Origin of the sequence: Ectopseudomonas toyotomiensis (assembly GCF_900115695.1) — a bacterium.
Taxonomy (GTDB): domain Bacteria; phylum Pseudomonadota; class Gammaproteobacteria; order Pseudomonadales; family Pseudomonadaceae; genus Aquipseudomonas; species Aquipseudomonas toyotomiensis.
Window position 1 is genome coordinate 224,219 of sequence record NZ_FOXK01000001.1, and the last position, 22,269, is coordinate 246,487.

At 63.9% G+C, this 22,269-nt stretch carries 17 protein-coding genes, 1 tRNA gene and 3 riboswitches; of the genes, 14 read left to right on the top strand and 4 right to left on the bottom strand.

The genetic code is table 11. The features are described from left to right. Positions 1-108: 108 nt before the first annotated feature. Entirely contained in the window at positions 109-1,896 is a 1,788-nt protein-coding gene (locus BM186_RS01160; protein WP_074913125.1) for an alkyl/aryl-sulfatase, read from the bottom strand. Between the two features lie 97 nt (positions 1,897-1,993). On the opposite strand from BM186_RS01160, the gene BM186_RS01165 reads away from it, so the two are divergent. Further along, a complete protein-coding gene (locus BM186_RS01165) occupies positions 1,994-2,914 on the top strand; it encodes a LysR family transcriptional regulator (protein WP_074913127.1) in 921 nt (306 codons plus the stop codon). 7 nt (positions 2,915-2,921) lie between these two features. Here BM186_RS01165 and BM186_RS01170 read toward each other — a convergent pair whose 3' ends face one another. Further along, positions 2,922-3,344 (bottom strand): hypothetical protein, encoded by a 423-nt coding sequence (locus BM186_RS01170; RefSeq protein ID WP_074913130.1) that lies wholly within the window; start codon positions 3,342-3,344, stop codon positions 2,922-2,924. Between the two features lie 233 nt (positions 3,345-3,577). Continuing rightward, a riboswitch (guanidine-I (ykkC/yxkD leader) is annotated at positions 3,578-3,695 on the top strand. A gap of 52 nt (positions 3,696-3,747) precedes the next feature. Here BM186_RS01170 and BM186_RS01175 point away from each other — a divergent pair. The 3 genes from BM186_RS01175 to BM186_RS01185 all read left to right on the top strand — a co-directional run bounded on the left by BM186_RS01175 (position 3,748) and on the right by BM186_RS01185 (position 6,939). Continuing rightward, positions 3,748-4,809: a putative urea ABC transporter substrate-binding protein gene (locus BM186_RS01175; RefSeq protein ID WP_074913132.1), complete on the top strand. Its 1,062-nt coding sequence runs from the start codon at positions 3,748-3,750 to the stop codon at positions 4,807-4,809. A gap of 171 nt (positions 4,810-4,980) precedes the next feature. Beyond that, positions 4,981-5,081: riboswitch (guanidine-I (ykkC/yxkD leader) on the top strand. A 185-nt stretch (positions 5,082-5,266) separates the two neighbouring features. Further along, a complete protein-coding gene (locus BM186_RS01180; protein WP_074913134.1) occupies positions 5,267-6,082 on the top strand; it encodes an ABC transporter permease in 816 nt (271 codons plus the stop codon). A 41-nt stretch (positions 6,083-6,123) separates the two neighbouring features. Beyond that, complete coding sequence (locus BM186_RS01185; RefSeq protein ID WP_074913515.1) at positions 6,124-6,939, top strand: ABC transporter ATP-binding protein; 816 nt, start codon at positions 6,124-6,126, stop codon at positions 6,937-6,939. Between the two features lie 115 nt (positions 6,940-7,054). On the opposite strand, the gene BM186_RS01190 is transcribed toward BM186_RS01185, so the two are convergent. Continuing rightward, entirely contained in the window at positions 7,055-7,987 is a 933-nt protein-coding gene (locus BM186_RS01190) for a hypothetical protein (protein ID WP_074913136.1), read from the bottom strand. Further along, positions 7,984-9,009 carry an isopenicillin N synthase family dioxygenase gene (locus BM186_RS01195; RefSeq protein WP_074913138.1) on the bottom strand — a complete coding sequence of 342 codons (1,026 nt, stop codon included), beginning with the start codon at positions 9,007-9,009 and terminating at the stop codon, positions 7,984-7,986. The genes BM186_RS01190 and BM186_RS01195 overlap by 4 nt, the downstream gene beginning before the upstream one ends. A gap of 333 nt (positions 9,010-9,342) precedes the next feature. After that, a riboswitch (guanidine-I (ykkC/yxkD leader) is annotated at positions 9,343-9,440 on the top strand. Positions 9,441-9,508: 68 nt separating this feature from the next. On the opposite strand from BM186_RS01195, the gene BM186_RS01200 reads away from it, so the two are divergent. The 10 genes from BM186_RS01200 (at position 9,509) to BM186_RS01245 (ending at position 22,205) form a co-directional block, all read left to right on the top strand. Beyond that, complete coding sequence (locus BM186_RS01200; RefSeq protein WP_074913140.1) at positions 9,509-10,576, top strand: putative urea ABC transporter substrate-binding protein; 1,068 nt, start codon at positions 9,509-9,511, stop codon at positions 10,574-10,576. An 82-nt stretch (positions 10,577-10,658) separates the two neighbouring features. Continuing rightward, positions 10,659-11,387 carry an urea amidolyase associated protein UAAP1 gene (locus BM186_RS01205; RefSeq protein ID WP_072422705.1) on the top strand — a complete coding sequence of 243 codons (729 nt, stop codon included), beginning with the start codon at positions 10,659-10,661 and terminating at the stop codon, positions 11,385-11,387. 10 nt (positions 11,388-11,397) lie between these two features. Next, complete coding sequence (locus BM186_RS01210; RefSeq protein WP_072422706.1) at positions 11,398-12,033, top strand: urea amidolyase associated protein UAAP2; 636 nt, start codon at positions 11,398-11,400, stop codon at positions 12,031-12,033. A 146-nt stretch (positions 12,034-12,179) separates the two neighbouring features. After that, positions 12,180-15,911, top strand: coding sequence for a 5-oxoprolinase/urea amidolyase family protein (locus BM186_RS01215; protein WP_074913143.1), 3,732 nt, complete (start codon positions 12,180-12,182; stop codon positions 15,909-15,911). Positions 15,912-16,345: 434 nt separating this feature from the next. Further along, a complete protein-coding gene (locus BM186_RS01220; RefSeq protein ID WP_074913145.1) occupies positions 16,346-17,815 on the top strand; it encodes a sensor domain-containing diguanylate cyclase in 1,470 nt (489 codons plus the stop codon). Next, positions 17,815-18,018 carry a cysteine-rich CWC family protein gene (locus BM186_RS01225; protein ID WP_074913147.1) on the top strand — a complete coding sequence of 68 codons (204 nt, stop codon included), beginning with the start codon at positions 17,815-17,817 and terminating at the stop codon, positions 18,016-18,018. Before BM186_RS01220 ends, BM186_RS01225 begins: the two co-directional genes overlap by 1 nt. Positions 18,019-18,021: 3 nt before the next feature. After that, positions 18,022-18,714 (top strand): pseudouridine synthase, encoded by a 693-nt coding sequence (locus BM186_RS01230; RefSeq protein WP_074913149.1) that lies wholly within the window; start codon positions 18,022-18,024, stop codon positions 18,712-18,714. A gap of 394 nt (positions 18,715-19,108) precedes the next feature. Then, positions 19,109-19,996: an alpha/beta fold hydrolase gene (locus BM186_RS01235; RefSeq protein WP_074913150.1), complete on the top strand. Its 888-nt coding sequence runs from the start codon at positions 19,109-19,111 to the stop codon at positions 19,994-19,996. A gap of 85 nt (positions 19,997-20,081) precedes the next feature. After that, positions 20,082-20,155: transfer RNA gene (locus tag BM186_RS01240), tRNA-Gly, on the top strand. 406 nt (positions 20,156-20,561) lie between these two features. Beyond that, on the top strand, positions 20,562-22,205 hold the full coding sequence (locus tag BM186_RS01245; protein ID WP_074913152.1) for a methyl-accepting chemotaxis protein: 1,644 nt from the start codon (positions 20,562-20,564) through the stop codon (positions 22,203-22,205). Positions 22,206-22,269 lie beyond the last annotated feature (64 nt).

A 22,269-nucleotide genomic window follows, 5' to 3' on the forward strand; every position in this document is an offset into this window, starting at 1 on the left:
GGGCGGTTGGCAGGAGACCGCCCTTCTTTCGATGGGAACGCCCCGTAGGAGCCGCGCCCCGCGGCGAATGGCTAACACAACGCCGCTCTTGCTGCTTCGAACCGAGGGCTAACGCAGCGTCAATCCGAACGCCTCGTCGGCGAAGTCGAAGCAATTGAGGAAGCGACGAATCTCCAGCAGGTTGCCGTCGACCTTCACATCGCCGAGCAGTGCGCCCTTGACCAGGCCACCTTCGCCGGTCAACAGAGTTTCCATGAAGCGCTTGTCCATGCTCAGGCGCAGAGCAGTGCCCTCGGGAATGCCCTTGTGCAGTTGCGCGACACCGCGCCGGACCTCCAGCGCCCACTGTTCGTCCACATCGGGGAAGCTGAAGCCCAGGGTCAGCTCGACATCGCCGGCCTTCTCCGGGTCGATACGCGTCACCCAGTTCTGCAGGAAACTCTGCGGAGTGAAGCTGCGCACCATGTCCGGCGAGAGGAACACCTTGCGCATCTCCACCGAGCGCTGGCGAATGGCGTCGCCGTCGAGCTTGCCCTCCAACTCCATGGCACTCATCAGGTACCAGTTGCGCCAGTTGATGTTCATGCTGGCGTAGCCCAGCTTACGAAAGCTGCGCGCCTTGATCTCACGCGCCAGCGTGTCTTCGTGGTCGACGCGAATGGCGTGGCCGGCCAGCTCGGCGGCCCATTGGTAGTCGCCCTTGAGGTAGGCATTGCCAGCTTCCAGTAGCAGTTTCTCGCGGCCACCGGCCAGGGCGATCAGGCGCTCTGCCTGCTGCTTGGGCGGGGTCGGGTCGAGAGCCACCGGGTCACCCTGGAACCAGCCCAGATAGCCATTGTAGATCTGCCGTACGCTATGCTTCACCGTGCCGTAGTACTCGCGCAGATAAGGCGTATAGCCGGCCAGGTGCGGCGGCAGTTTGACCTTCTCCACCAACTCGTCCGGCGTCAGGCCCTTGTTCATCCAGCGCACCGTCTGGTCGTGAATGTAGGCGATGCCGTCGCGGGTCATGCGCAGCACTTCCTCGACCTTGTCCTGGCCGCTGACGGGCCGACCATGCAGTGGCACCATGTACTCGGCCTGATAGGCGCGCAGCTTGTCCAGGCTCTCGACCCACTGCACCGGGTCGCGGAATTTGGTGCCACGCAGCGTGTGGATGTTCGGCAGGGTCGGCCCCTGATCGACCTCGGCACTGATCAGCACGCGATTGTCCGGCAAATACAGGATGATCTCGTCCGGTGCCTCGCTCGGCACATGCAAAAACTGCACATCGAGGCCGGCGATAGTGGTATCCAGGCGCTCGCCGAAGGTCACGGTCGGAGCAATGAAGGACGACGGCTCGGGCTTGGCCAACGGACCGATGCCACCATTCATGCCCTCCTGGTCACTGGCCGGCAGGAAGGAACCGAAGCTGTAAGCCGAGCGCACACCAAGAATCGGCCCGACCAGCGCGCCCTGCGCCACCACGTTCTGCAGCAGGGTCTCGTGGGCGTAGATCTGTACCTCGCCGCGCTCCACCTGCTCGCGGCTGACGAACGCCTGCACGCCGTTGATGTGATCCGGGTGGAAGTGGGTATAGACCACCGCCTTGACCGGCTTGTCGCTGAGCTTGCGGAACTCGGCCATGATCTTGCGCGACTCGCTGACCGACTCGCCGGTGTCGACGATGATCAGCCCCTGCGGCGCCTCGATCATCACCACGTTGCCCAGTTGCCAGCCGACCGCGGAATAGACGTTGTCGGCGACACAATAGACCTGCTGGGCGAATACCTTGGTGTGGGCAGCGAGTTCAGCGTTGATGTTGGGCTCGATACGCTCGGCCGGCAGCTCGGCATAGGCGCTCAATGGCAGGGCAGCAGCCAGCAGCAGGCCGCTTAAGCGAGAAAATGGGCTCATGGCATTGGAAGGTCTTGTTGTTGAAGTGCTGGCAGGTTGGCAAAGGCCGTCCGATAATTCCAATGCATTCGAATAGATTATCCAATGCAGGAAGCGCATGAACGATCTACGCCAACTCCGCCACTTCGTCGCCCTCGCCGAACACCAACATTTCGCCCGCGCGGCAGCGGCCGTGCACCTCAGCCAGCCGGCGCTGAGCCGCAGCATCCAGGCGCTGGAAAGCCAGCTTGGCTGCACCCTGGTGGATCGCCACAGCCGCGGCGTCAGCCTCACCGCCCATGGCCACCTGGTGCTGGAACATGCGCGCCGCCTGCTGGCTAGCAGCCTGGCGCTGAGCAACGCGGTCAATCAGTTGGGTAACCTGGAGGCCGGCGAACTACGCCTCGGCGCCGGTCCCTACCCGGCCGCGCGCCTGATACCGCAGGCGCTGGGGCAGTTGCTGCAACGTTATCCACGGGTGCAGGTGAAACTGGACATCGCCAACTGGCTGGAGCTGCGCGACAGCCTGCTGGACTCGACCATCGAGCTGTTCGTTGCCGATATCCGCGAATTGCAGGACGACGCTCAATTGCGCATCGAACCGCTGCGCGTGCATCAGGGCGTACTGTTCTGCCGCCCGGCTCATCCGCTGCTGCAGCGGCGCAACCTGCAACTGCGCGACCTGCTCGATTTCCCTCTTGCCGGCACACAGCTGCCACAGGTGGTAGAACGCAGCCTGGGGCAGGCCAGCGGGCGAGCGCAGCCGTTGAGCGTGCAATGCGACAATTTCCTGGTGCTCAAGCGCCTGGTGGCCGACAGCGATGTGCTGAGCATGGCGCCCTGGGACGTGATCGCCGACGAAGTCGATAGCGGTCAGCTAGCCCTGCTGCCGCTGTTGCCTCAGGGCCTGCATCAGCATTCGGCCTATGGACTGGTCAGTCGCGCCGGCCACAGCCTGTCGCCAGCGGCGCAGGCCATGGTCACAGCGATTCGCCTGGTGGATGAACAGACGCCGCGCGCCGGGCACGCGGCGGATTGAGGGAGGCTTACCAGCGGCGCTCGCCGCTACGGCGTTGTTCGTTATTGCTGCGCCCGTTGGAGAAACGATGCTGCGTGTTGCGGCCTGCCTCCCAGCCGCGCTGAATCTGTCCACTGCGATGCTCCTGACGACGCTGGTCACGGCGATAGTCATGTCGCGGCGGCTGGTGCTTGTAGCCGTCGCGATACCGGCGATCGTGACCGTAGTGATGACGCGGCGGCGGCGCCGGTACGTAGCGCGGAGGAGCCGGATAGTAGTTATGCCGACGCTCCTCGTAGTAGTAGCGTGGCGGCGGGTAGTAGTCGCGTCGGTGGCTGTCGTAGTAACGATAGCCATGGCCGTGGTGATAACCACGGTCGTAGCCATCGCCATAAACGGCGCAACCGGAAAGCATCAAGAGCAAGGCGGAAAACAGCATCTTGTAGGGCATGGCGGCCTCCTGTGACCGCTGGGACGACGCCGACCGATGTCGGCCTCCGGGATGGTGATCCCTGAGGCATCAGACAGCGCCGCCCGCAACAGGTGCGATTCACTTCGTCGGCTGTGACCGACGGCGCAAAACCACAAGAGCACAGGACAATTGCCCTGTCGCTGGCATGGCATTCGCTTGCCCAGCGTCGCGGAAAGCCGGTCCATGCACAGGATCGTCAGTGGTAGCGAATCGTAATGGCCGACTAGGGTTCCGGCTCGTCAAACGGCGAGTGGCTGGTCCGAGAGTGGGCGACCTCATGCAGCGGCGGGAAGCCGCGGGGTTACACGGCGGGACAAAAGCCCGGGAGAACGCGCAGCCAGGCTGCCGGCTTTCCCGCTTTCGTCCATGACCCGAGGTTTCCATGTCCATTCGCTCCCTGCTCACCGTCCTGCTCTGTGCCTGCCTGCTTGGCGCTCCGACAGCCCAGGCCGCGCCCAAAACCTTCAAGCTGTGCTGGTCGATATTCGCCGGCTGGATGCCCTGGGGCTACGCCGCCGAACAGGGCATCGTGAAGAAGTGGGCGGACAAGTACGGCATTGACATTCAGGTGCAGGAAGTGCCGGATTATGTCGCTTCCATCGAGCGCTACAGTGCCGGCCAGTTCGACGCCTGCAGCATGACCAACATGGACGCCCTGACCATTCCCGCCGCTGCCGGCAAGGACAGCACCGCGCTGATCATCGGCGACTTTTCCAATGGCGCCGACGCCCTGCTGCTGCGTGGCAGCGGCCAGAGAATCCAGGACCTGAAAGGCAAGAGCGTGCTGCTGGTGGAGAACTCGGTCTCGCACTACCTGCTCAGCCGCGCACTGGAGTGGGCCCTGCTCGATGAAAGCGACGTGACCATCATCAACGTCTCCGATACCGAAATCGCTGATGCCTTCCTCGCCGGCAAGGGCGACGCGGTGATCACCTGGAACCCGATCCTCTCCGAGATTCGGCGCAAGGCCGAGGTCAGCCAGGTGTTCAGCTCCAATCTGATTCCCGGTGAAATCCTCGACCTCACCGTGGTCAGCAGCCAGACCCTTGCCCAGCACCCGGAATTCGGCCGCGCGCTGACCGGCGCCTGGTTCGAGACCCAGCGTCTGCTCGGCCTGCCCACCCCGGCCGGTCGTGAAGCCCGAGCCAGAATGGCAGCCGCCGCCGACACCACCGCGGAAGACTTCGACGCCCAGTTGGGCACCCTGCGCTCGTTCTATTCGCCGCGCAGCGCGCTGAACTTCGCGCGCACCGGCAAGCTGCCGGACCTCATGCAACGGGTCGCGCACTTTGCCGATGCTCACGGCCTGCTGGGCAAGAGCGGCATGGGTCTGACCAATCTGGGTATCGAATTCAGTGGCGAGAAGACGCTGGGCAACCCGCAGCGCATTCTGCTGCGCTTCAACCATCGCTATATGGAACTGGCCGCCGATGAGGCGCTGTAACGCCCCATCGCACAGCAGGCGCACCACGATCCGCACCAATAACGCGCACTCACCGCGATGAGCGACGACGAAACCCGCCAGCTAGGCGCCTCGACTAGCTGGCACGATGTTCGCTACGGACCCTGCGTGCAGGAACAACCCGGCTCGCCGGGATCGCGGCACCACAATTTGCCAATAGCCGGCTAGGGTTCCGGCTCGCCACAGGCGAGCGACTGGTCCGAGAGCTAGCGACCTCCAGCGAGGTTACACGGCGGGACAAAAGCCCGGGAGAACGCGCCCCATCCGTGGGGAACCGCCGCGAACTCCTGCCCGCCCCTGTCAAACTGGAGGTTCATCATGGGTACGCCCCACTTGCATCAGCGGCAACCAGCCGTCACCCCCAAAGGCCCGAAACCAGCGCGCTCTTGCGCTTGCTAGCTGCGCACGCATTTCGTTCCAGGCCCGACGAGGACTATCCATGCGCCTGATCAACCGCCACCCGGATCGCAGCAGCCGCCTACTGCTGATCCTGCTGCCCTTCGCCCTGCTGCTGTTCGTCTATTTCAGCGCCTCGACCAGTCGCCTGGCCGAGAACCCCAACGACAAGCTGCTGCCCAGCGCCAGCCAGATGGTCGATGCCATCGACCGCCTGGCATTGACCGAGGACAAACGCAGCGGCCAGTACCTGTTCTGGCAGGACACCGCCTCCAGCCTGCAACGCCTGGGGCTGGGACTTGGCATCGCCGCGCTGCTGGGGCTGGTGCTGGGCATCGCCGCCGGTAGCGTGCCGCTGTTCGGCGCACCGCTGTCGCCGCTGCTCACGGTGCTGTCGATGATTCCGCCGCTGGCCATCCTGCCGATCCTGTTCATCGTCTTCGGCCTGGGTGAGCTGTCCAAGGTGATGCTGATCGTCATCGGCATCACCCCCTGCATCGCTCGTGACATCGAACAGCGTGCCCGCGAGATTCCCGGCGAGCTGCTGATCAAGGCGCAGACCCTGGGCGCCAACTCCTGGACGCTGATCCTGCGCCTGGTGCTGCCGCAACTGATGCCACGCCTGCTGATCTCGCTGCGCCTGATGCTCGGTTCGGCCTGGCTGTTTCTGATCGCCGCCGAGGCCATCGCGTCGACCGACGGCCTCGGTTACCGCATCTTCCTGGTACGTCGCTACATGGCCATGGACGTGATCCTGCCCTACGTCGTATGGATCACCCTGCTGGCCTGGCTGATGGATCTGGGCCTGCGCCAGGTGCTGCGCCTGTGCTTCCCATGGCATGAAGGAGGCAAGGCATGACCCTGTTCAGCCAACATATCGTCCCGCTAAGTGAACCTGCCATGAGCGACTCCAGTACGGCCCCCGCAAGCACAGGGAAAACTGCCTTTATCGAAGCGCGCAACCTGTGGCAGGAATACGGCGACCTGGTGGTGCTCGAACGCCTCAACCTCAAGGTCGACGAGGGTGAGTTCTGCACCCTGGTCGGCGCCTCCGGCTGTGGCAAATCGACCTTTCTGCGCATGCTGCTCGGCCAGGAACGTCCGAGCCGTGGCGAGCTGCTGCTGGGCGGCCAGGCGCTGCCCAACGAGCCCGATCCGAGCCGTGGCGTGGTGTTCCAGCGCTACTCGGTATTCCCCCATCTGAGCGTGCTGGACAACGTCGCCCTGGGCCTGGAACTGCCGAAGTCGAAGCTGCTGGGTCGACTGTTCGGCGCGGCCAAGCGCGAAGCCCGCGAACGCGCTGCGGAAATCCTCACCAAGGTCGGCCTCGGCCATGCCCTGAACAAGTACCCCAGCGCGCTTTCGGGTGGCATGCAGCAACGCCTGGCCATCGCCCAGGCGCTGGTGATGCAACCGCGCATGCTGCTGCTCGACGAGCCGTTCGGCGCCCTCGACCCCGGCATCCGCAAGGACATGCACGCGCTGCTGCTGGAGCTGTGGCAGGAGACCCGCCTGACCGTGTTCATGGTCACCCACGACCTGTCCGAAGGCTTCAGCCTCGGCACCCGCCTGCTGGTGTTCGACAAGGTGCGCCACGACCCGCAGGCGCCCAACGCCTACGGCGCGCGGATCACCTATGACATCCCGCTCAACGCGGCACGCCGGGCGCAGGTGCAATTGCCCAGCGAGCTGGCCGAGCGTATTGCCAGCCGCTGATTGAGCGGCAATTTCGGTGCGCACGGCGCACCCTACGCAGCGCAAGTCGCGTGGTAACCCGTAGGGTGCGCCGCGCGCACCAACTGCGCCTCCGGCCAGGGAGGCGCAGCCTCCACTAGCTCAACACCTCGAGATAGCGCGACAGCGTTTCGCTCTCCGCGGCAAACCAGCGCTGCGCCTCGCCGGTAGTCGGCGTGGCGAGTTCCGGGCGCCAATCCGGCTCCAACGTATCGATGATGAACGTCCGCACCACCGCACGGCCGTCCGGGCGTTGCAGGTGCTGACAGACGCGCCCTGCTCCCGGTAGTTCGAAGCCCTCCAGCGAAACCATCTGCCCCACCCGTGCCGGCATGGTGGACAACGCCACCTGGTAACACCCCTGCTGATCGGCGCAAGCCAGCGAGGTCTCGCAGTCGAACAGCGCGGCCAAAGTCTCACCATCACCCTGCGCCAGTTCGGCGCGCTCACGCAGTTGCAACGCTGACTCGCCAGGCTCTGCTCCCCGGCCATGCACCCAGCCAAGCCGGTCGCCGCAGAGAATCAGGCCACCGCTGCGCTGCAGCACCTGGCCGGTTTCGGCATCGCACTCCTCCAGCAGACGCAGGCCGATCAATGGCCCGCCGCTGGCCTGCAAACGCCAGTCCTCGACATAGGCGCCAGTGGTGCCGAACTCGATCATGCAATTGCCGATGCGCTGCAACTGCGCCGGCTCCGGCCAGCGGTTATGCAGTTGCAGGGACACGCCACCGTGCCAGCTCAAGTAGCCGTTCTCCCAAACACTATCGGCCACCCAGCCTTCATGGTTGGCAAGCTGGCGCAACTCGGCGGCGTCGTAGTCCTGCCATGCCCTTACCGGCAACGCGGGCGCATCCGGCAGGCGCAGGTCGATGGTGAAGGTGCGGCTTTGCAGCCAATGCACCTGGGTACGCTCGTCGCTGCGGCCATCGGCGAAGCTGATGGTGCGGCGACGAAAGTGCCCGAGCATCCAGTCCGGCACGCCGCCCTCGGCGCGCTGCGGGTAACGTTCAGCCAATTCCAGCAAGTTCATGCCGTCACCTCCCGGCGGCCTTGACCAAAGCTGGACAAACCCGCTGCACCATCGGGCAATTGCAGCGAACCATCCTCCAGCCGCTCGCGCAGATAGCGGAAGGTCTGCGCGGTCTGGGCGAACAGATGATCGCCACAGTTCACCGGCTCGTACACACGCTCACCGCGCGCCGGCAGGCCGGCAATTGGGGCGATGCGCGTCGGGTAGTCGCAGGCGCAGAACAACGGGAAGGCGAAACGCTCCTCGCTGACCTTGCGCACACGGTGCGAGGTGGCGATGAAATGGCCGTTGCTGAGCACCTCGAGCATGTCGCCGATATTGATCACGAAGGCGTCCTCCACCAGCGGCACGTCGATCCACTGCCCGTCGCCGTTGAGCACTTGCAAGCCTTCGGCGGTAGGCAAGAGGATGGTGAAACACTCGTAGTCGGTGTGCGCGCCAATGCCTGGCCGGTCGGCCACCGGATCGGGATCGAGCGGGTAATGAATCATGCGCAGCTGGCTGGTGGGCTGCCGGGTGATGCCGGCGAAGGTGTCTTCGGCCAGCCCCAGCGCCAGGGCGAAGCCACGAAACAGCGTGTCGCCCAGTGCCAGCGCTGCCCGATAGTAGGCACTCACCTCGCGCTTGAAGTCCGCCGAGTCTGGCCACTGCGTTGGCCCCAGCAGCGGATAGACCTGGGCCGCTTCGGTGTAGTCGTAATTGACGTCGTAGGCCTCTTTCAGGTCCTTGCTGCCACCAACGAACTGCTCCTCGCCCTCCGGCACGTAGCCGCTGTGGTTACTCGACTGGCCGATATAGAAACGCATTTTCTCCTCCAGCGGGCGGGCGAAGAAGCGGCGCGCCTGGTCGATCAAGCCGTCGCGCAGATCACGCGAAATGCCATGCCCGGTGATCTGCAGAAAGCCCACCTCGCGGGCAGCTCGGCCGAGCTCATCGGCGACGCGCTGACGCTGGGTAGGGTCGTCGGCATACAGACCGGAAACGTCGATCAGAGGAATGGACGTGAAATGGGTATGCGCCATGGCAATCTCCCTTGAACAAGTGAGTTACCTGGTCGTCCAGACGAGCAGCGGGTCGGGTCGTCCCGAGGGCGGCAGCAAGGCCGCCCCTGCAACAGGGTCGATAGCGATTTCCATGCCACCGCCCGATGCCGCCAAGGCGCGATGCCACGAGCCAAATTGCCCCCGAACGGTGCAATGAACGCCGCTCAGGCCCCATCAGGCAGCACGCAAACTGCAAGCAGCATCACCCAAGCGCCCAGCCACGGGCCTCGGCGAGCTGGCACGCTATTCGCTAAAGCTTGGACGTGCAGGTTCTAACCGGGTTTTTCCCGGAATCGCGGCACCACAATTTGCGAAATGGATGACTAGGGTTCCGACTTGCCTGGCAAGTGCTGGTCCGAGAGTCATCGACCTCCAGTGAGGTTACACGGCGGGATAAAAGCCCGGGAGAACGCGCCTTTCGAACGATTCGAAACGTGCCGCGACTCCTGCCCGTACTCAACAAGACTGGAGGTTCCAAATGCGCAAGTACCGTCTGCTCTCCTTCGCCGCTGCCGGTCTGGCCGCGGTGCTCAGCTTTAGCGCTCATGCCGAGAAGAAAGACAGCTTCAGCGTCTGCTGGACGCTCTACGCCGGCTGGATGCCCTGGGGCCATGCCAGCACCTCCGGCATCATCGACAAATGGGCGAAGAAATACGGCATCGACATCGATGTCGTGCAGCTCAACGACTATGTCGAATCGATCAACCAGTACAGCGTTGGTCAGTTCGACGGCTGCACCATGACCAACATGGACGCCCTGACCATCCCTGCCGCCGGTGGTGTGGACAGCACCGCGCTGATCGTTGGTGATTACTCCAATGGCAACGACGGCCTGCTGATCAAGGGCGAGGGCAAGACCCTGGCCGACATCAAAGGCATGCAGGTCAACCTGGTGGAGCTGTCGGTCTCCCACTACTTCCTCGCCCGAGCGCTGGAGTCGGCAGGCATGAGCGAGCGTGACGTGACGGTGGTGAACACCTCCGACGCCGACATCATCGCCGCCTATACCACCCCCAGCGTGCAGGCTGCCGCCACCTGGAACCCGATGCTCGCCGAGATCATCGCCCAGCCCGGCAGCACCCAGGTATTCGACTCCTCGAAGATCCCTGGTGAAATCCTCGACATGATGGTGGTCAACACCCAGACCCTGAAGGACAACCCGGACTTCGGCAAAGCCCTGGTCGGCGCCTGGTTCGAGATTCTCGAACTGATGCAATCCGGCACGCCCGAAGCCACCGAAGCCCTGACCGAAATGGCCAAGGCCTCCGGCACCGACCTGGCCGGCTACCAGGCGCAACTGGCGACCACCAAGCTGTTCTACACGCCGAAGGAAACCCTGGACTTCGTCACCAGCCCGGCCCTGCCGGAGACCATGACCAAGGTCGCCAACTTCAGCTTCGAGCACGGCATCCTCGGTGAAGGCGCGCGCAGCGCCGACGCCATCGGCATGACCTTCGCGGGCGACGTGACTACCGGCGACAGCGCCAACATCAAGCTGCGTTTCGACCCGAGCTACATACAGATGGCTGTCGACGGCAAGCTCTGAAGCGTACTCCCCCACTCCCTCGCAACGATGATCAGGCGCCCCTGCCGGCGCCTGACGACCAGGCTTTGATCCCGAGGTACTCATGAACACTGCCCTCACTCTCCGTCCCACTCTCTATGAGGAAACTGTCCCCGGTGGCGGCCATACCTCCTTCATCCTCAAACGTGGCCAGCTGCTACGCATCACCGATATAGAAGGCGGCGCCAACGTCAGCCTGCTGCTGTTCAACGCCGCCGAAAAAAGCGAGCGCCTGAACCTTCCCGATACTTTGAAATGCCAACACACCGCCAAGCTCACCGCCGGCCACTGCCTGTACTCGGACATGGGCAAGGTGCTGGCGGCGATCACGGCCGATACCTGTGGCTGGCACGACAGCTTTGGCGGCGTGCTGAACGCCGACGAAGTGCTGGAGAAATACGGCCAGGGCCGCTACCAGGAACTGCGCAATGGCTTCTTCCGCAACGGCATGGACAACCTGCTGGTGGAAATGGGCAAGTGGGACCTGAACCTGCTGGATCTGCTGATGAACCTCAACCTGTTCAGCCGCGTGGACGTCGACGCCGAAGGCGCCTTCCACTTCCAACCCAATAACAGCAAAGCCGGCGACTACATCGAGCTGTACGCACCAATGGACTGCCTGGTGGTGCTCACCGCCCTGCAGCACCCGATGGACCCCAACCCGCAGTACGCACCCAAGCCAGTGCAACTGACCTGGAGCAAGGTCGACAGCGACGGCATCACCGTGCTCTGCCGCACCTCGCGCCCGGAGAACGGCCGGGGCTTCCACAACACCGAACGCCAGTACATCTGAGGATGCCGACATGAGCCTGACCGCAAGCAACCTGCATCCCGAAACCGCTGTCTTCCGCCACACCATCCCGGCGGGCGAACCCTACCTGTTCGAGGTTAAGGCCGGGCAGACCCTGCGCCTGCACGACCTGGAAGGCAACCAGGCGATCGACACCCTGTTCTTCGCCGCGAAAAACCCGCGCGAACGCTTCGATCCGCAGCGCACCCTGCGCAAGCAGAACAACGTCTACCTGACCACCGGAACGGTGCTCTACTCCAACCTCGGCAAACCGCTGCTGACCATCGTCGCCGACACCTGCGGCCGCCACGACACCCTCGGCGGCGCCTGCGCGCAGGAGAGCAACACCGTGCGCTATGCGCTGGACAAGCGCTACATGCACAGCTGCCGCGACAACTTCCTGCGCGCCAGCCTGCACGACGGCCGCCTGAGCAAGCGCGATATCGGCGCCAACATCAACTTCTTCATGAACGTCCCCGTAACGCCAGAGGGCGGCCTGACCTTCGAGGACGGTATCTCCGCGCCGGGCAAGTACGTCGAGCTGCGCGCCGAGACCGATGTGATCGTGCTGATCTCCAACTGCCCGCAACTGAACAACCCCTGCAACGGCTGGAACCCGACCCCGGCCGAAGTGCTGGTGTGGGATTGATTGCCTCCCCTCTCCCCAGAGGGGCGAGGGAGCTGAAAAGCAGAATCCCGGATTGCATTCGGGCTACGGAATTTCGACCACGGACGACCGTGGCACATGACGAATGACGGCGGGACGGCCCGCCATGACCTTCGAGGGTCACCCTGATGTTTGAGAAACTGCTGATCGCCAACCGTGGCGCCATCGCCTGCCGCATCCTGCGCACCCTGCGTGAACTGAAGGTCGGTGGCGTCGCCGTGTACTCCGAAGCCGACGCCGCCAGCCTGCATATCCAGCAGGCCACTGAAGCCTTCTCCCTCGGCGACGGCCCGGCCGCGCAGACCTATCTGGTGATCGAGAAGGTTCTTGCCGCTGCCAAGGCCAGCGGCGCCCAGGCCATCCACCCTGGCTACGGCTTTCTCTCCGAAAATGCCGCCTTCGCCGAAGCCTGCGAAGCCGCCGGCATCGCCTTCGTCGGCCCGACGCCGGAGCAACTGCGCGTATTCGGTCTCAAGCACACCGCCCGCGCCCTGGCCAAACAACATGGCGTGCCGATGCTCGAAGGCACCGAACTGCTGGAAAACCTCGACGCCGCGCTGGTCGCAGGCGAAGCCGTCGGCTACCCGGTGATGCTGAAAAGCACTGCCGGCGGTGGTGGCATCGGCATGCGCGCCTGCCGTTCGGCCGCCGAGCTAAGCGACGCCTTCGAGGCGGTCAAGCGCCTGGGCCAGAACAACTTCAGCGACAGCGGCGTATTTATCGAGAAATACATCCAGCGCGCCCGCCACCTGGAGGTGCAGGTGTTCGGCGACGGCCAGGGCGAAGTGCTCGCCCTCGGCGTGCGCGACTGCTCGGTGCAGCGGCGCAACCAGAAGGTGCTGGAAGAAACCCCGGCGCCGAACCTGCCGGCCGGCATGGCCGACGAGCTGTGCGCGGCGGCCATCAAGCTGGCCAAGGCGGTCAGCTACCGCAGTGCCGGCACCGTCGAATTCGTTTACGACAGCGAGGCCGAGCGCTTCTATTTTCTGGAAGTGAACACCCGCCTGCAGGTCGAACACGGCGTCACCGAACAGGTGTGGGGCGTCGACCTGGTGCGCTGGATGATCGAGCTCGCCGCCGGCGATCTGCCGCCGCTCGGCGAACTGGCCAAAGCCCTCAAGCCATCCGGCCACGCCATCCAAGCGCGCCTGTATGCCGAAGACCCGGGCCGCGACTTCCAGCCCAGCCCCGGCCTGCTCACCGCCGTGCGATTTCCCGAAGCCGGCGGCAAGACGCTGCGCATCGATACCTGGGTCGAAGCCGGCTGCGAGATCCCGCCTTACTTCGACCCGATGATCGCCAAGCTGATCACCTGGGCGCCAAGCCGAGATGAAGCCTCCAAAGCGCTGGACAAGGCCCTGGCCGACTCGGTGCTGTACGGCGTGGAATGCAACCGCGACTACCTGCGCCAGATCCTCAGCGATGCACCTTTCGCCAGCGGCCATCCCTGGACGCGCTGCCTGGAGAATCTGGTCTACCAGGCCAGCACCTTCGAGGTGCTCAGCGCCGGCACACAGACCAGCGTGCAGGACTTCCCCGGTCGCCTCGGTTACTGGGCCGTCGGCGTGCCGCCGTCCGGGCCGATGGACAACCGAGCCCTGCGCCTGGGCAACCGCCTACTCGGTAACGACGAAGGTGCCGCCGGCCTGGAAATCACCATGAGCGGCCCCACACTGCACTTCAACACCGACGCAGTGGTCGCCGTCACCGGCGCCGAGATACCGCTGAGCATCGATGGCGTAGAACAGCCGATGAACACCACCCTGTTGATCCAGGCCGGCAGCACCCTGGCCCTCGGCACCATTGCCGGGTCCGGCGCACGTAGCTACCTGAGCATTCGCGGCGGCATTCAGGTGCCGGACTACCTGGGCAGCAAGAGCACCTTCACTCTCGGCCAGTTCGGCGGCCATGGCGGCCGTGCCCTGCGTGCCGGCGATGTACTGCACCTGCTGCCGCTCGCCAACCGCGAGGCCGGCGCGCAATTACCCGCCGAACTCTGCCCCGCCCTGCCGGCCGTGCGCGAACTGCGGGTGATCTACGGCCCGCACGGCTCGCCGGAATACTTCACGCCCGGCTATGTCGACAGCTTCCTCGCCACCGACTGGGAAGTGCACTTCAACTCCAGCCGTACCGGCGTACGCCTGATAGGCCCGAAACCGGAATGGGCGCGCGACAGCGGCGGCGAAGCCGGCCTGCACCCGTCCAACATCCACGACAACCCCTACGCCATCGGCGCGGTGGACTTTACCGGCGACATGCCGGTGATCCTCGGCCCGGACGGCCCGAGCCTCGGCGGCTTCGTCTGCCTGGTGACCATCATCGAAGCCGACCTGTGGCAGCTCGGCCAGCTCAAGGCCGGTGACAAGGTGCGCTTCGTGCCGGTGGATATCGCCACCGCGCGGGAGTTGGCGCAAAGCAATGCACGTGAATACGCTGAACTAGCGCTTGTCTCCCCTCTCCCGCAGGCGGGAGACGACTGCATGGATGCAGGAGGTAGGGCGACGCAGGACGCTCAAGCCGAGGGGCCGGGGGAGAGGGTTCTTGAAAACACCCAAAGCCCCTCTCCCCAGCCCTCTCCCATGAATGGGAGAGGGAGCCGTTCGGTGTTGGCTTCCCCCGTCGTCCTCGACATCGGCGAAGGCGACACCCGCCTGGTCGCGCGCCTTTCCGGTGACACCCACCTGCTGCTGGAAATCGGTGCGCCGGAACTCGACCTGGTGCTGCGCTTCCGTGGCCATGCGCTGATGCAGGCGCTGGAGGCCAAACAACTGGACGGCGTGATCGACCTCACGCCCGGCATCCGCTCGCTGCAAGTGCACTACCAGCCGGAAACCCTGGCACTGCAGACGCTGCTCGATATCGTCGCCGGCGAGTGGGACGCCGTCTGCGCCGCACGCGACTTGAAAGTGCCGTCGCGTATCGTCCATCTGCCGCTGTCTTGGGACGACCCCGCCTGCCAGCTGGCCATCGACAAGTACATGACCACCGTGCGCAAAGACGCGCCCTGGTGCCCGAGCAACCTGGAGTTCATCCGCCGCATCAACGACCTGCCGAACCTCGACGAGGTCTACCGCACCGTGTTCGACGCCAGCTACCTGGTCATGGGCCTGGGTGACGTCTACCTCGGCGCACCGGTGGCCACCCCGCTCGACCCGCGCCATCGCCTGGTCACCACCAAGTACAACCCGGCGCGCACGTGGACGGCAGAGAACTCCGTCGGCATCGGCGGCGCCTACATGTGCGTGTACGGTATGGAAGGCCCCGGCGGCTACCAGTTCGTCGGCCGCACCCTGCAGATGTGGAACCGCTACCGCGCGGTCGAAGCCTTCGACGGCAAGCCCTGGCTGCTGCGCTTCTTCGACCAGATCCGCTTCTACCCGGTGAGTGCCGACGAGCTACTGCGCATCCGCCGCGACTTCCCGCTGGGCCGCTACCCGCTGCGCATCGAGCATAGCGAACTGGCCCTGGCCGACTACCAGCAGTTTCTCGATGCCGAGGCAGAGGGCATCGACGCCTTCCGCCAGCAGCAGCGAGCGGCCTTCGATGCCGAACGCCAGCGCTGGATCGACAGCGGCCAGGCGCATTTCGAAGTCGAGGAAGTGGCCGCCGAACTCGGCGATGACGCCCCGCTGGCAGCCGGCCAACACGGCATCGACAGCCATATCGCCGGCAACCTCTGGCAGGTGCAGGTGGAAGCCGGCGCGCAGGTGCAGGCTGGTGACGTGCTGGTGATCCTCGAGTCGATGAAGATGGAAATCCCGCTCACCGCCCCAATGGCCGGCACGGTGCGCGAGGTGCGTGTGCAACCGGGCTCGCCGGTACGCGCCGGGCAGCGCGTGGTGGTGCTGGAAGAGGCCTGAAGCGCTCGCCGCTGAAGCGCCTCCCACAGTACCTGACCAGCCCTTGTGGGAGGCGCTTCAGGCGTGATCACGTAGGAGCGGCTGGGCGGCATTGCGCTTCAGCCGCCCCCTGCAACTCCATCGTAGGAGCGGCTTCAGCCGCGATCCACACAAAAGCCGATTCCGTGCCAAAGAAGTGCTGGTCGCATTTTCACAACACTCCCCGGGTCCATCGACCTCCCTGTGGGAGGGGCTTCAGCCGCGACAGCGTGCCCCATCGCAATAGCGGCAACTCCGATCGCGGCTGAAGCCGCTCCTACAACCCGTAGCCCGGATGCAATCCGGGTACCCTCTCAGACATTCGCAACCGATACCGCAGCAACTGTGATCACAACTAGCGCGATCCCCATTCGGCACGCTAGCATGGCGCCGAAAGCCCGCCGCCGGATTCACCCATGTCCCTGCGCCCCAAACGGCACACGCAAACCTCGTTGGTGTTACTGCTCCTGTTCCTGCTTGGCAGCGGCTTTCTCACCACCTCGCTGCTGAGTTACTACGCTTCGCGCGACAGCATTCGCCAGAACATCGTCGATACCGAACTACCGCTGACCTCGGACACCATCTATTCCGAGATCCAGAAGGATCTGATCCGCCCGACGCAGATCGCCTCGATGATGTCGCGTGACACCTTCCTGCGCGACTGGGCGCTGGCCGGCGAGCAGAACCCGGAACCCGTCACCCGCTACCTGCGGGAAATTCAGGATCACTACGGCACCTTCACCGCCTTCTTCATCTCCGAGCAAACCCGTACCTACTATCAGGCCAAGGGCGTGCTCAAGCAGGTGAACGAAAATGAGCCACGCGACGCCTGGTACTTCCGCGTGCGCAACATGAAGGAACCCTACGAGATCAGCGTCGACCCGGACATGGCCAATGACGACCGGTTGACCTTCTTCATCAACTTCAAGGTATTCGACTATCAGGAACGCTTTATCGGCGTGGCTGGAGTCGGCCTGACCGTGGATGCCGTGGTCAAGCTGGTGGACGACTACCAGCGGCGCTACGACCGCAACATTTTCTTCACCGATCGCAACGGCCATCTGGTGCTGACCGGAGCCGGAGGGGGCCCCATGGGCGCTCATCGCGGTCAGCCTTTGAGCGAAGTGCCTGGCCTGGAAAACCTTCTGGCGGTGCTGCCGCAGCCCAGGAGCGGCGACTACCGCTATGACGAGCACCAGCGCGGCCACTTCCTCAATGTGCGTTACATTCCCGAGCTGGAGTGGTTCCTGTTCGTCGACAAGCACGAAGAAGGCGCACTGGCCGCCGTTCGCCACAGTCTCTATCTCAACCTGCTGATCTGCCTGCTGGTCACCATCATCGTGCTGACCCTGGTCAGCCTTGTGATACGTCGCTACCAGCAGCGAATCGCCGCCCTGGCCATCACCGACAGCCTCACCAACCTGCCCAATCGCCGCGGCTTCGAACTCCATGTGGAGCAGGCCCTGCAGGAAGCGCAGCGCGACAGCAGCCCGTTGTCTGCAGTGATGCTGGACCTGGACAACTTCAAGCTGATCAACGACCAGCATGGCCACCTGGCCGGCGACGAGGTGCTGCGCCGATTCGCCGAACGACTGCGCGCGGCGCTGCGCCAGTCCGACATTCTCTGTCGCTGGGGCGGTGAGGAATTCATCCTGCTGCTGAAGAATACCGACCGCCACGCGGCCCACGAGCTGGCAGAAAAACTGCGTCAGCACTGCGCCGAACAACGTTACCCGGTTGGCGGTGAAGCACTGCAGGTCACCGTCAGCCTCGGCCTCAGCCAGTGGCGGCCGGGCGAAGCACTGCACGACCTGCTTGGCCGCACCGACCGCGCTCTGTACCGTGCCAAGCAAGCTGGGCGCGACCGCGTCTGCCTCGATCTCTGATGGACACCCAACACTGCCCGCTATGCGGCAAGAGCAACCAGTGCAGCGCCGCCGCCGGGCGTGACGAACCCTGCTGGTGCTTCGACGCGCAGATCGACCCGGCTGCGCTGCAGCGCCTGACGCCCGAGCAACGCAACCAGGCCTGCCTGTGCTCGGCCTGCGCGGGTGCGCTGAAAGCCACTGAGCCCCGCGAGGGCGATTGAGCCATGCGCCTGGATCGTTTTCTCAGCAACTTCCCCCGCTTCAGCCGCCAGGACAGCCGCCTGCTGATCAGCGCCGGCCGCCTGCGTGTAGACGGCGCGATCGTCCACGACCCGCGCCATGAGGTGCGCGACTTCCAGCGCATCGAGCTGGACGACGAACTGCTGCAAGCCGGACGCAGCGCGCGCTACTGGATGCTGCACAAACCGGTCGGCGTGGTCAGCGCCACCGAGCACGACGAACACCGCACCGTCCTCGATCTGCTCGACCAGCCGGACAAGCACGACCTGCACTTGGCCGGCCGCCTCGACCTGAACACCAGCGGCCTGCTGCTGATCACCAACGACGGGCGCTGGTCGCGGCGCATCACCCAGCCGCAGCAGCGCAAGCCCAAGGTCTACCACGTCACCACCGAACAGCCGATCACCGCCGAGTACGCCGAGGTCTTCGCTCAAGGCCTGTACTTCGCCTTCGAAGACCTCACCACCCTGCCCGCCCAGCTCGAGGTACTGAGCAGCCACGAAGCCCGGCTGACCCTGTTCGAAGGTCGTTACCACCAGGTCAAGCGCATGTTCGGCCATTTCCGCAATCGCGTCATCACCCTGCACCGCGAAAGCATGGGCGAAATCATCCTCGACCCACAGCTCGCCCCCGGCCAATACCGCGCACTGACGGATGCCGAAATCGCCAGCGTTTGATCGCCATCCTGCGCCGAAATCTGACTACCCGACCAACGGCAGCGCCAATCGGCTACAAAGATGTGACTCACCCTTGCGTGGCTGCAAGGTAACTGCTTGAATCGAACCATAAGTCTTGAGATGACCAACCGGTCACTACAAGACAGCTATACGTTCTTTCAGTTGCTGGCGCTTTGCGCCGACTGGATTCCTGCCTGGTAACACCGCCCTCTCCAAGGCCTTGAAAAGGTCCGGAGCGCTCGCCTGTTTCGATCCTAACTGCTTGAAATTCCGATACTTATAAAAATCTCCAGCCTGACATCATGCTGTCACGCTCAGGCGCTTTTCTGACTGCTCAATCAAATGCGAACGGCCGCCCGCTCGCCTTGACACACTTGCGCCAGGAGGAAACGACATGAGGCCAGAAACCGCAGTCGTCGAGATCAACAGGAAGCACAAGGTTCACACGGAGTTCTACGGCAACCCGGCAGCAAGCAAGACCATCATCCTGGTCAATGGCTCTCTGGCGACCACCGCCTCGTTCACGCAAACGGTCAAGTACCTGCAGCCGCAGTTCAATGTGGTGGCCTTCGACCTGCCCTATGCCGGCCAGTCGAAACCACACAACAGCGACTTCACGCCCATCACCAAGGAAGACGAAGCGGCGATCCTGCTCAAGCTGATCGACCACTACGGTGCCAACTACCTGATGTCCTTCTCCTGGGGCGGCGTCGCCTCCCTGCTCGCCCTGGCCCAACGCCCGGCGACGCTGGAAAAGGCCGCGATCTGCTCCTTCTCGCCGATCCTCAACGTGCCGATGCTCGACTACCTGCACAAGGGCCTGCGCTTCCTTGGCTCGGTAGACCGCGACAACGTCGCCCTGCTGGTCAACAGCACCATCGGCAAACACCTGCCGTCGCTGTTCAAGCGCTTTAACCACAAACATGTCAGCACCCTCGACGAGCACGAGTACCGGCAAATGTACGCGCACATCAAGCAGGTACTGAACATGGAAGCGCACTACGGCAAGGAATGCCTGCAAGCCATCGACATCCCGCTGATATTCGTCAACGGCGACCGCGACGAATACACCTCGGTGGAAGACGCCTGCCTGTTCGCCCAGCACATCGACCACGCCCAGTTCGCCGTGATCAACGACGCCGGCCACTTCCTCGATATGGAACACAAGGCCGCCTGGCTGCAGACCCAACGCGTGCTGCTGGACTTCTTCAACGCCCCCAGCAAACGCCTGCAACTGCCGACGCGCGGCGAGCTGCAGGAACTGCAGGCCATGGCCATATGAACCGGTCCAGAGGCGAACCGGCTGCACGACAAGCCCCGGTTCGCCCTTCATTTCCGCCGTTGATTCCGGTATAAAGGCACCCGCTGCGGGTGTCGTATAATGGTAATACCCTAGCTTCCCAAGCTAGAGCCGTGGGTTCGATTCCCATCACCCGCTCCAGACCGCCAAGCAAGAGCCCCGTCATCACTGACGGGGCTTTTTCGTTTCTGATGCCTATAAGACTCTGATCACCCAGCCGCAGGGCTGTGATTGCTCCCCTCGGACGATAACCGAGTGCGCAGCGACCATCTTGTACAAGACTCCCACATTCCTTTGCGACGCCCAGCCCCCGCAGGCACACCATTCATCGCCCAGCATGCCCCTCGCCAGGCCCAGAGATTAAGCCACATCCAGCCAAGACACCCGATCCAGAGCAGCAAAGTGCCATCAATTAGCTTCATCAAGCTTGCCCATTGAAAAGCCCTAATAGCTATACAAACAGAAAACCACGTACAAGGCTGCAGCAGGCCAAGTGTGTGAATCGCGCAAGCCGCGCGGCGTCGTCTGCATCTTGAGGAGTAACCGCATGAATTCCCCCATGAGTATTGCTCAGCGTCTGAGCCTGGGCTTTGGCCTGGTGCTGTCGCTGATGATTCTGATCACGCTCATCGGTGTGCAGCGCGTCGGTTTCATCGATGAGACGCTGACCGCCGTCAGCGATGGCGCCGCCCTGAAGCAGCGCTACGCGATCAACTTTCGCGGTAGCGTGCATGATCGCGCCATCGCCATTCGCGATGCGGTACTGGATGGCGATGGCGCGGCGTTGACCGGGCACCTGAGCGAGATCCAGCGTCTTGATCGCTTCTATCAGGAATCGGCGCAGGCCATGGAAGCGCTGCTGGCGAAGCAGGCGTCCACGGCAGCGGAGCAGCGCCTGCTGGAGAACATCAAGACCATCGAGCGCAGCACGCTAGCGCTGACCGAGCAGTTGATCAGCCTTCGCCGCACCGGCAATGAGGCGGCGCTGCCGCTTTTGATGGAGCAGGCCTCTCCGGCTTACAGCGAGTGGCTCAAGCACATCAATGCCTTTATTGATCATCAGGAAGAGGTGATCAGCCAGGATCTGGGCGAGGTGCGCGAGGTGGCCGGTGGCTTCCGTTTGCTGATTTTGCTGGTGACGGGCGCCGCCTTGCTGCTGAGCGTGGGCATCAGCCTGGTAATCATCAACAAGTTGAAATCGACACTGGGCGCTGAGCCGCACCGGGTCGCGCAGGTGATCCAGCAATTGGCCAAGGGTGAGCTCGATCAGCAGATCGAGACGCAGTATCCGAATAGCGTGATGGCGGATCTGCAGAACATGGTGCGCCACCTGAGCGACACCATCGCGCAGGTACGCAGTGCGGCAACGGAGCTGACTCATTCGTCGGATCAGTTGATGGCCACATCCGACAGCAACAACCAGCAGATTCGTCTGCAATCGAGCGAGGCCGAGCAAATGGCCACGGCGATCAACCAGATGGCCGCCACGGTCAGCGAGGTGGCCAACTATGCTGCCAGCGCAGCGGCCGCCACACGTAATGCCGGCTGTGAGGTGACCATTGGCAACCGCGTGGTGAACGAGACGGCAACCGCCATCCAGACCCTGGCGCGCACCCTTGAGAGCGCGACGCAAAGCGTGCAGCAGGTTTCCACCGACAGCGAGAGCATCGAAAAGATCATCGAGGTGATCACCTCCATCGCCGAACAGACCAATCTGCTGGCGCTCAATGCGGCCATCGAGGCTGCCCGCGCCGGCGAGCACGGCCGTGGCTTTGCCGTGGTGGCAGACGAGGTGCGGTCCCTGGCGACCCGCACGCAGGACTCGACCCGTGAAATTCGCGGCATGATCGCCAAGCTCCAGGAGGGTGCCGGGAAGGCTGCAGAGGTGATGCTCGAGAGCCGCGAGTTGGCGCAGAAGACCGTCGAGCAGACCGTGCTGGCCGAGCAGGCGCTGAGCAAGATCAGTGATGAAGTGACCGCGATCAATGACATGAACACGCAGATCGCCAGCGCCTCGGAACAGCAGAGCGCGGTCGCCGAGGAGGTCAACCAGAACATAAGCCGCATTCACAACGCGACCCTGGAAACCTCCGCCGGCTCGGAGCAGGTGGCAGCCTCCAGCCAGGAGCTGGCAACCCTGGCGAACCGCCTGACCGACAAGGTGAGCTTCTTCAAGGTGCGGGTAGCCTGAAGACGTAGCGCGGGTGACGGCCAGCCGTTCGGGCGACTGCATCGATGCCTTTGCACGACGCTCG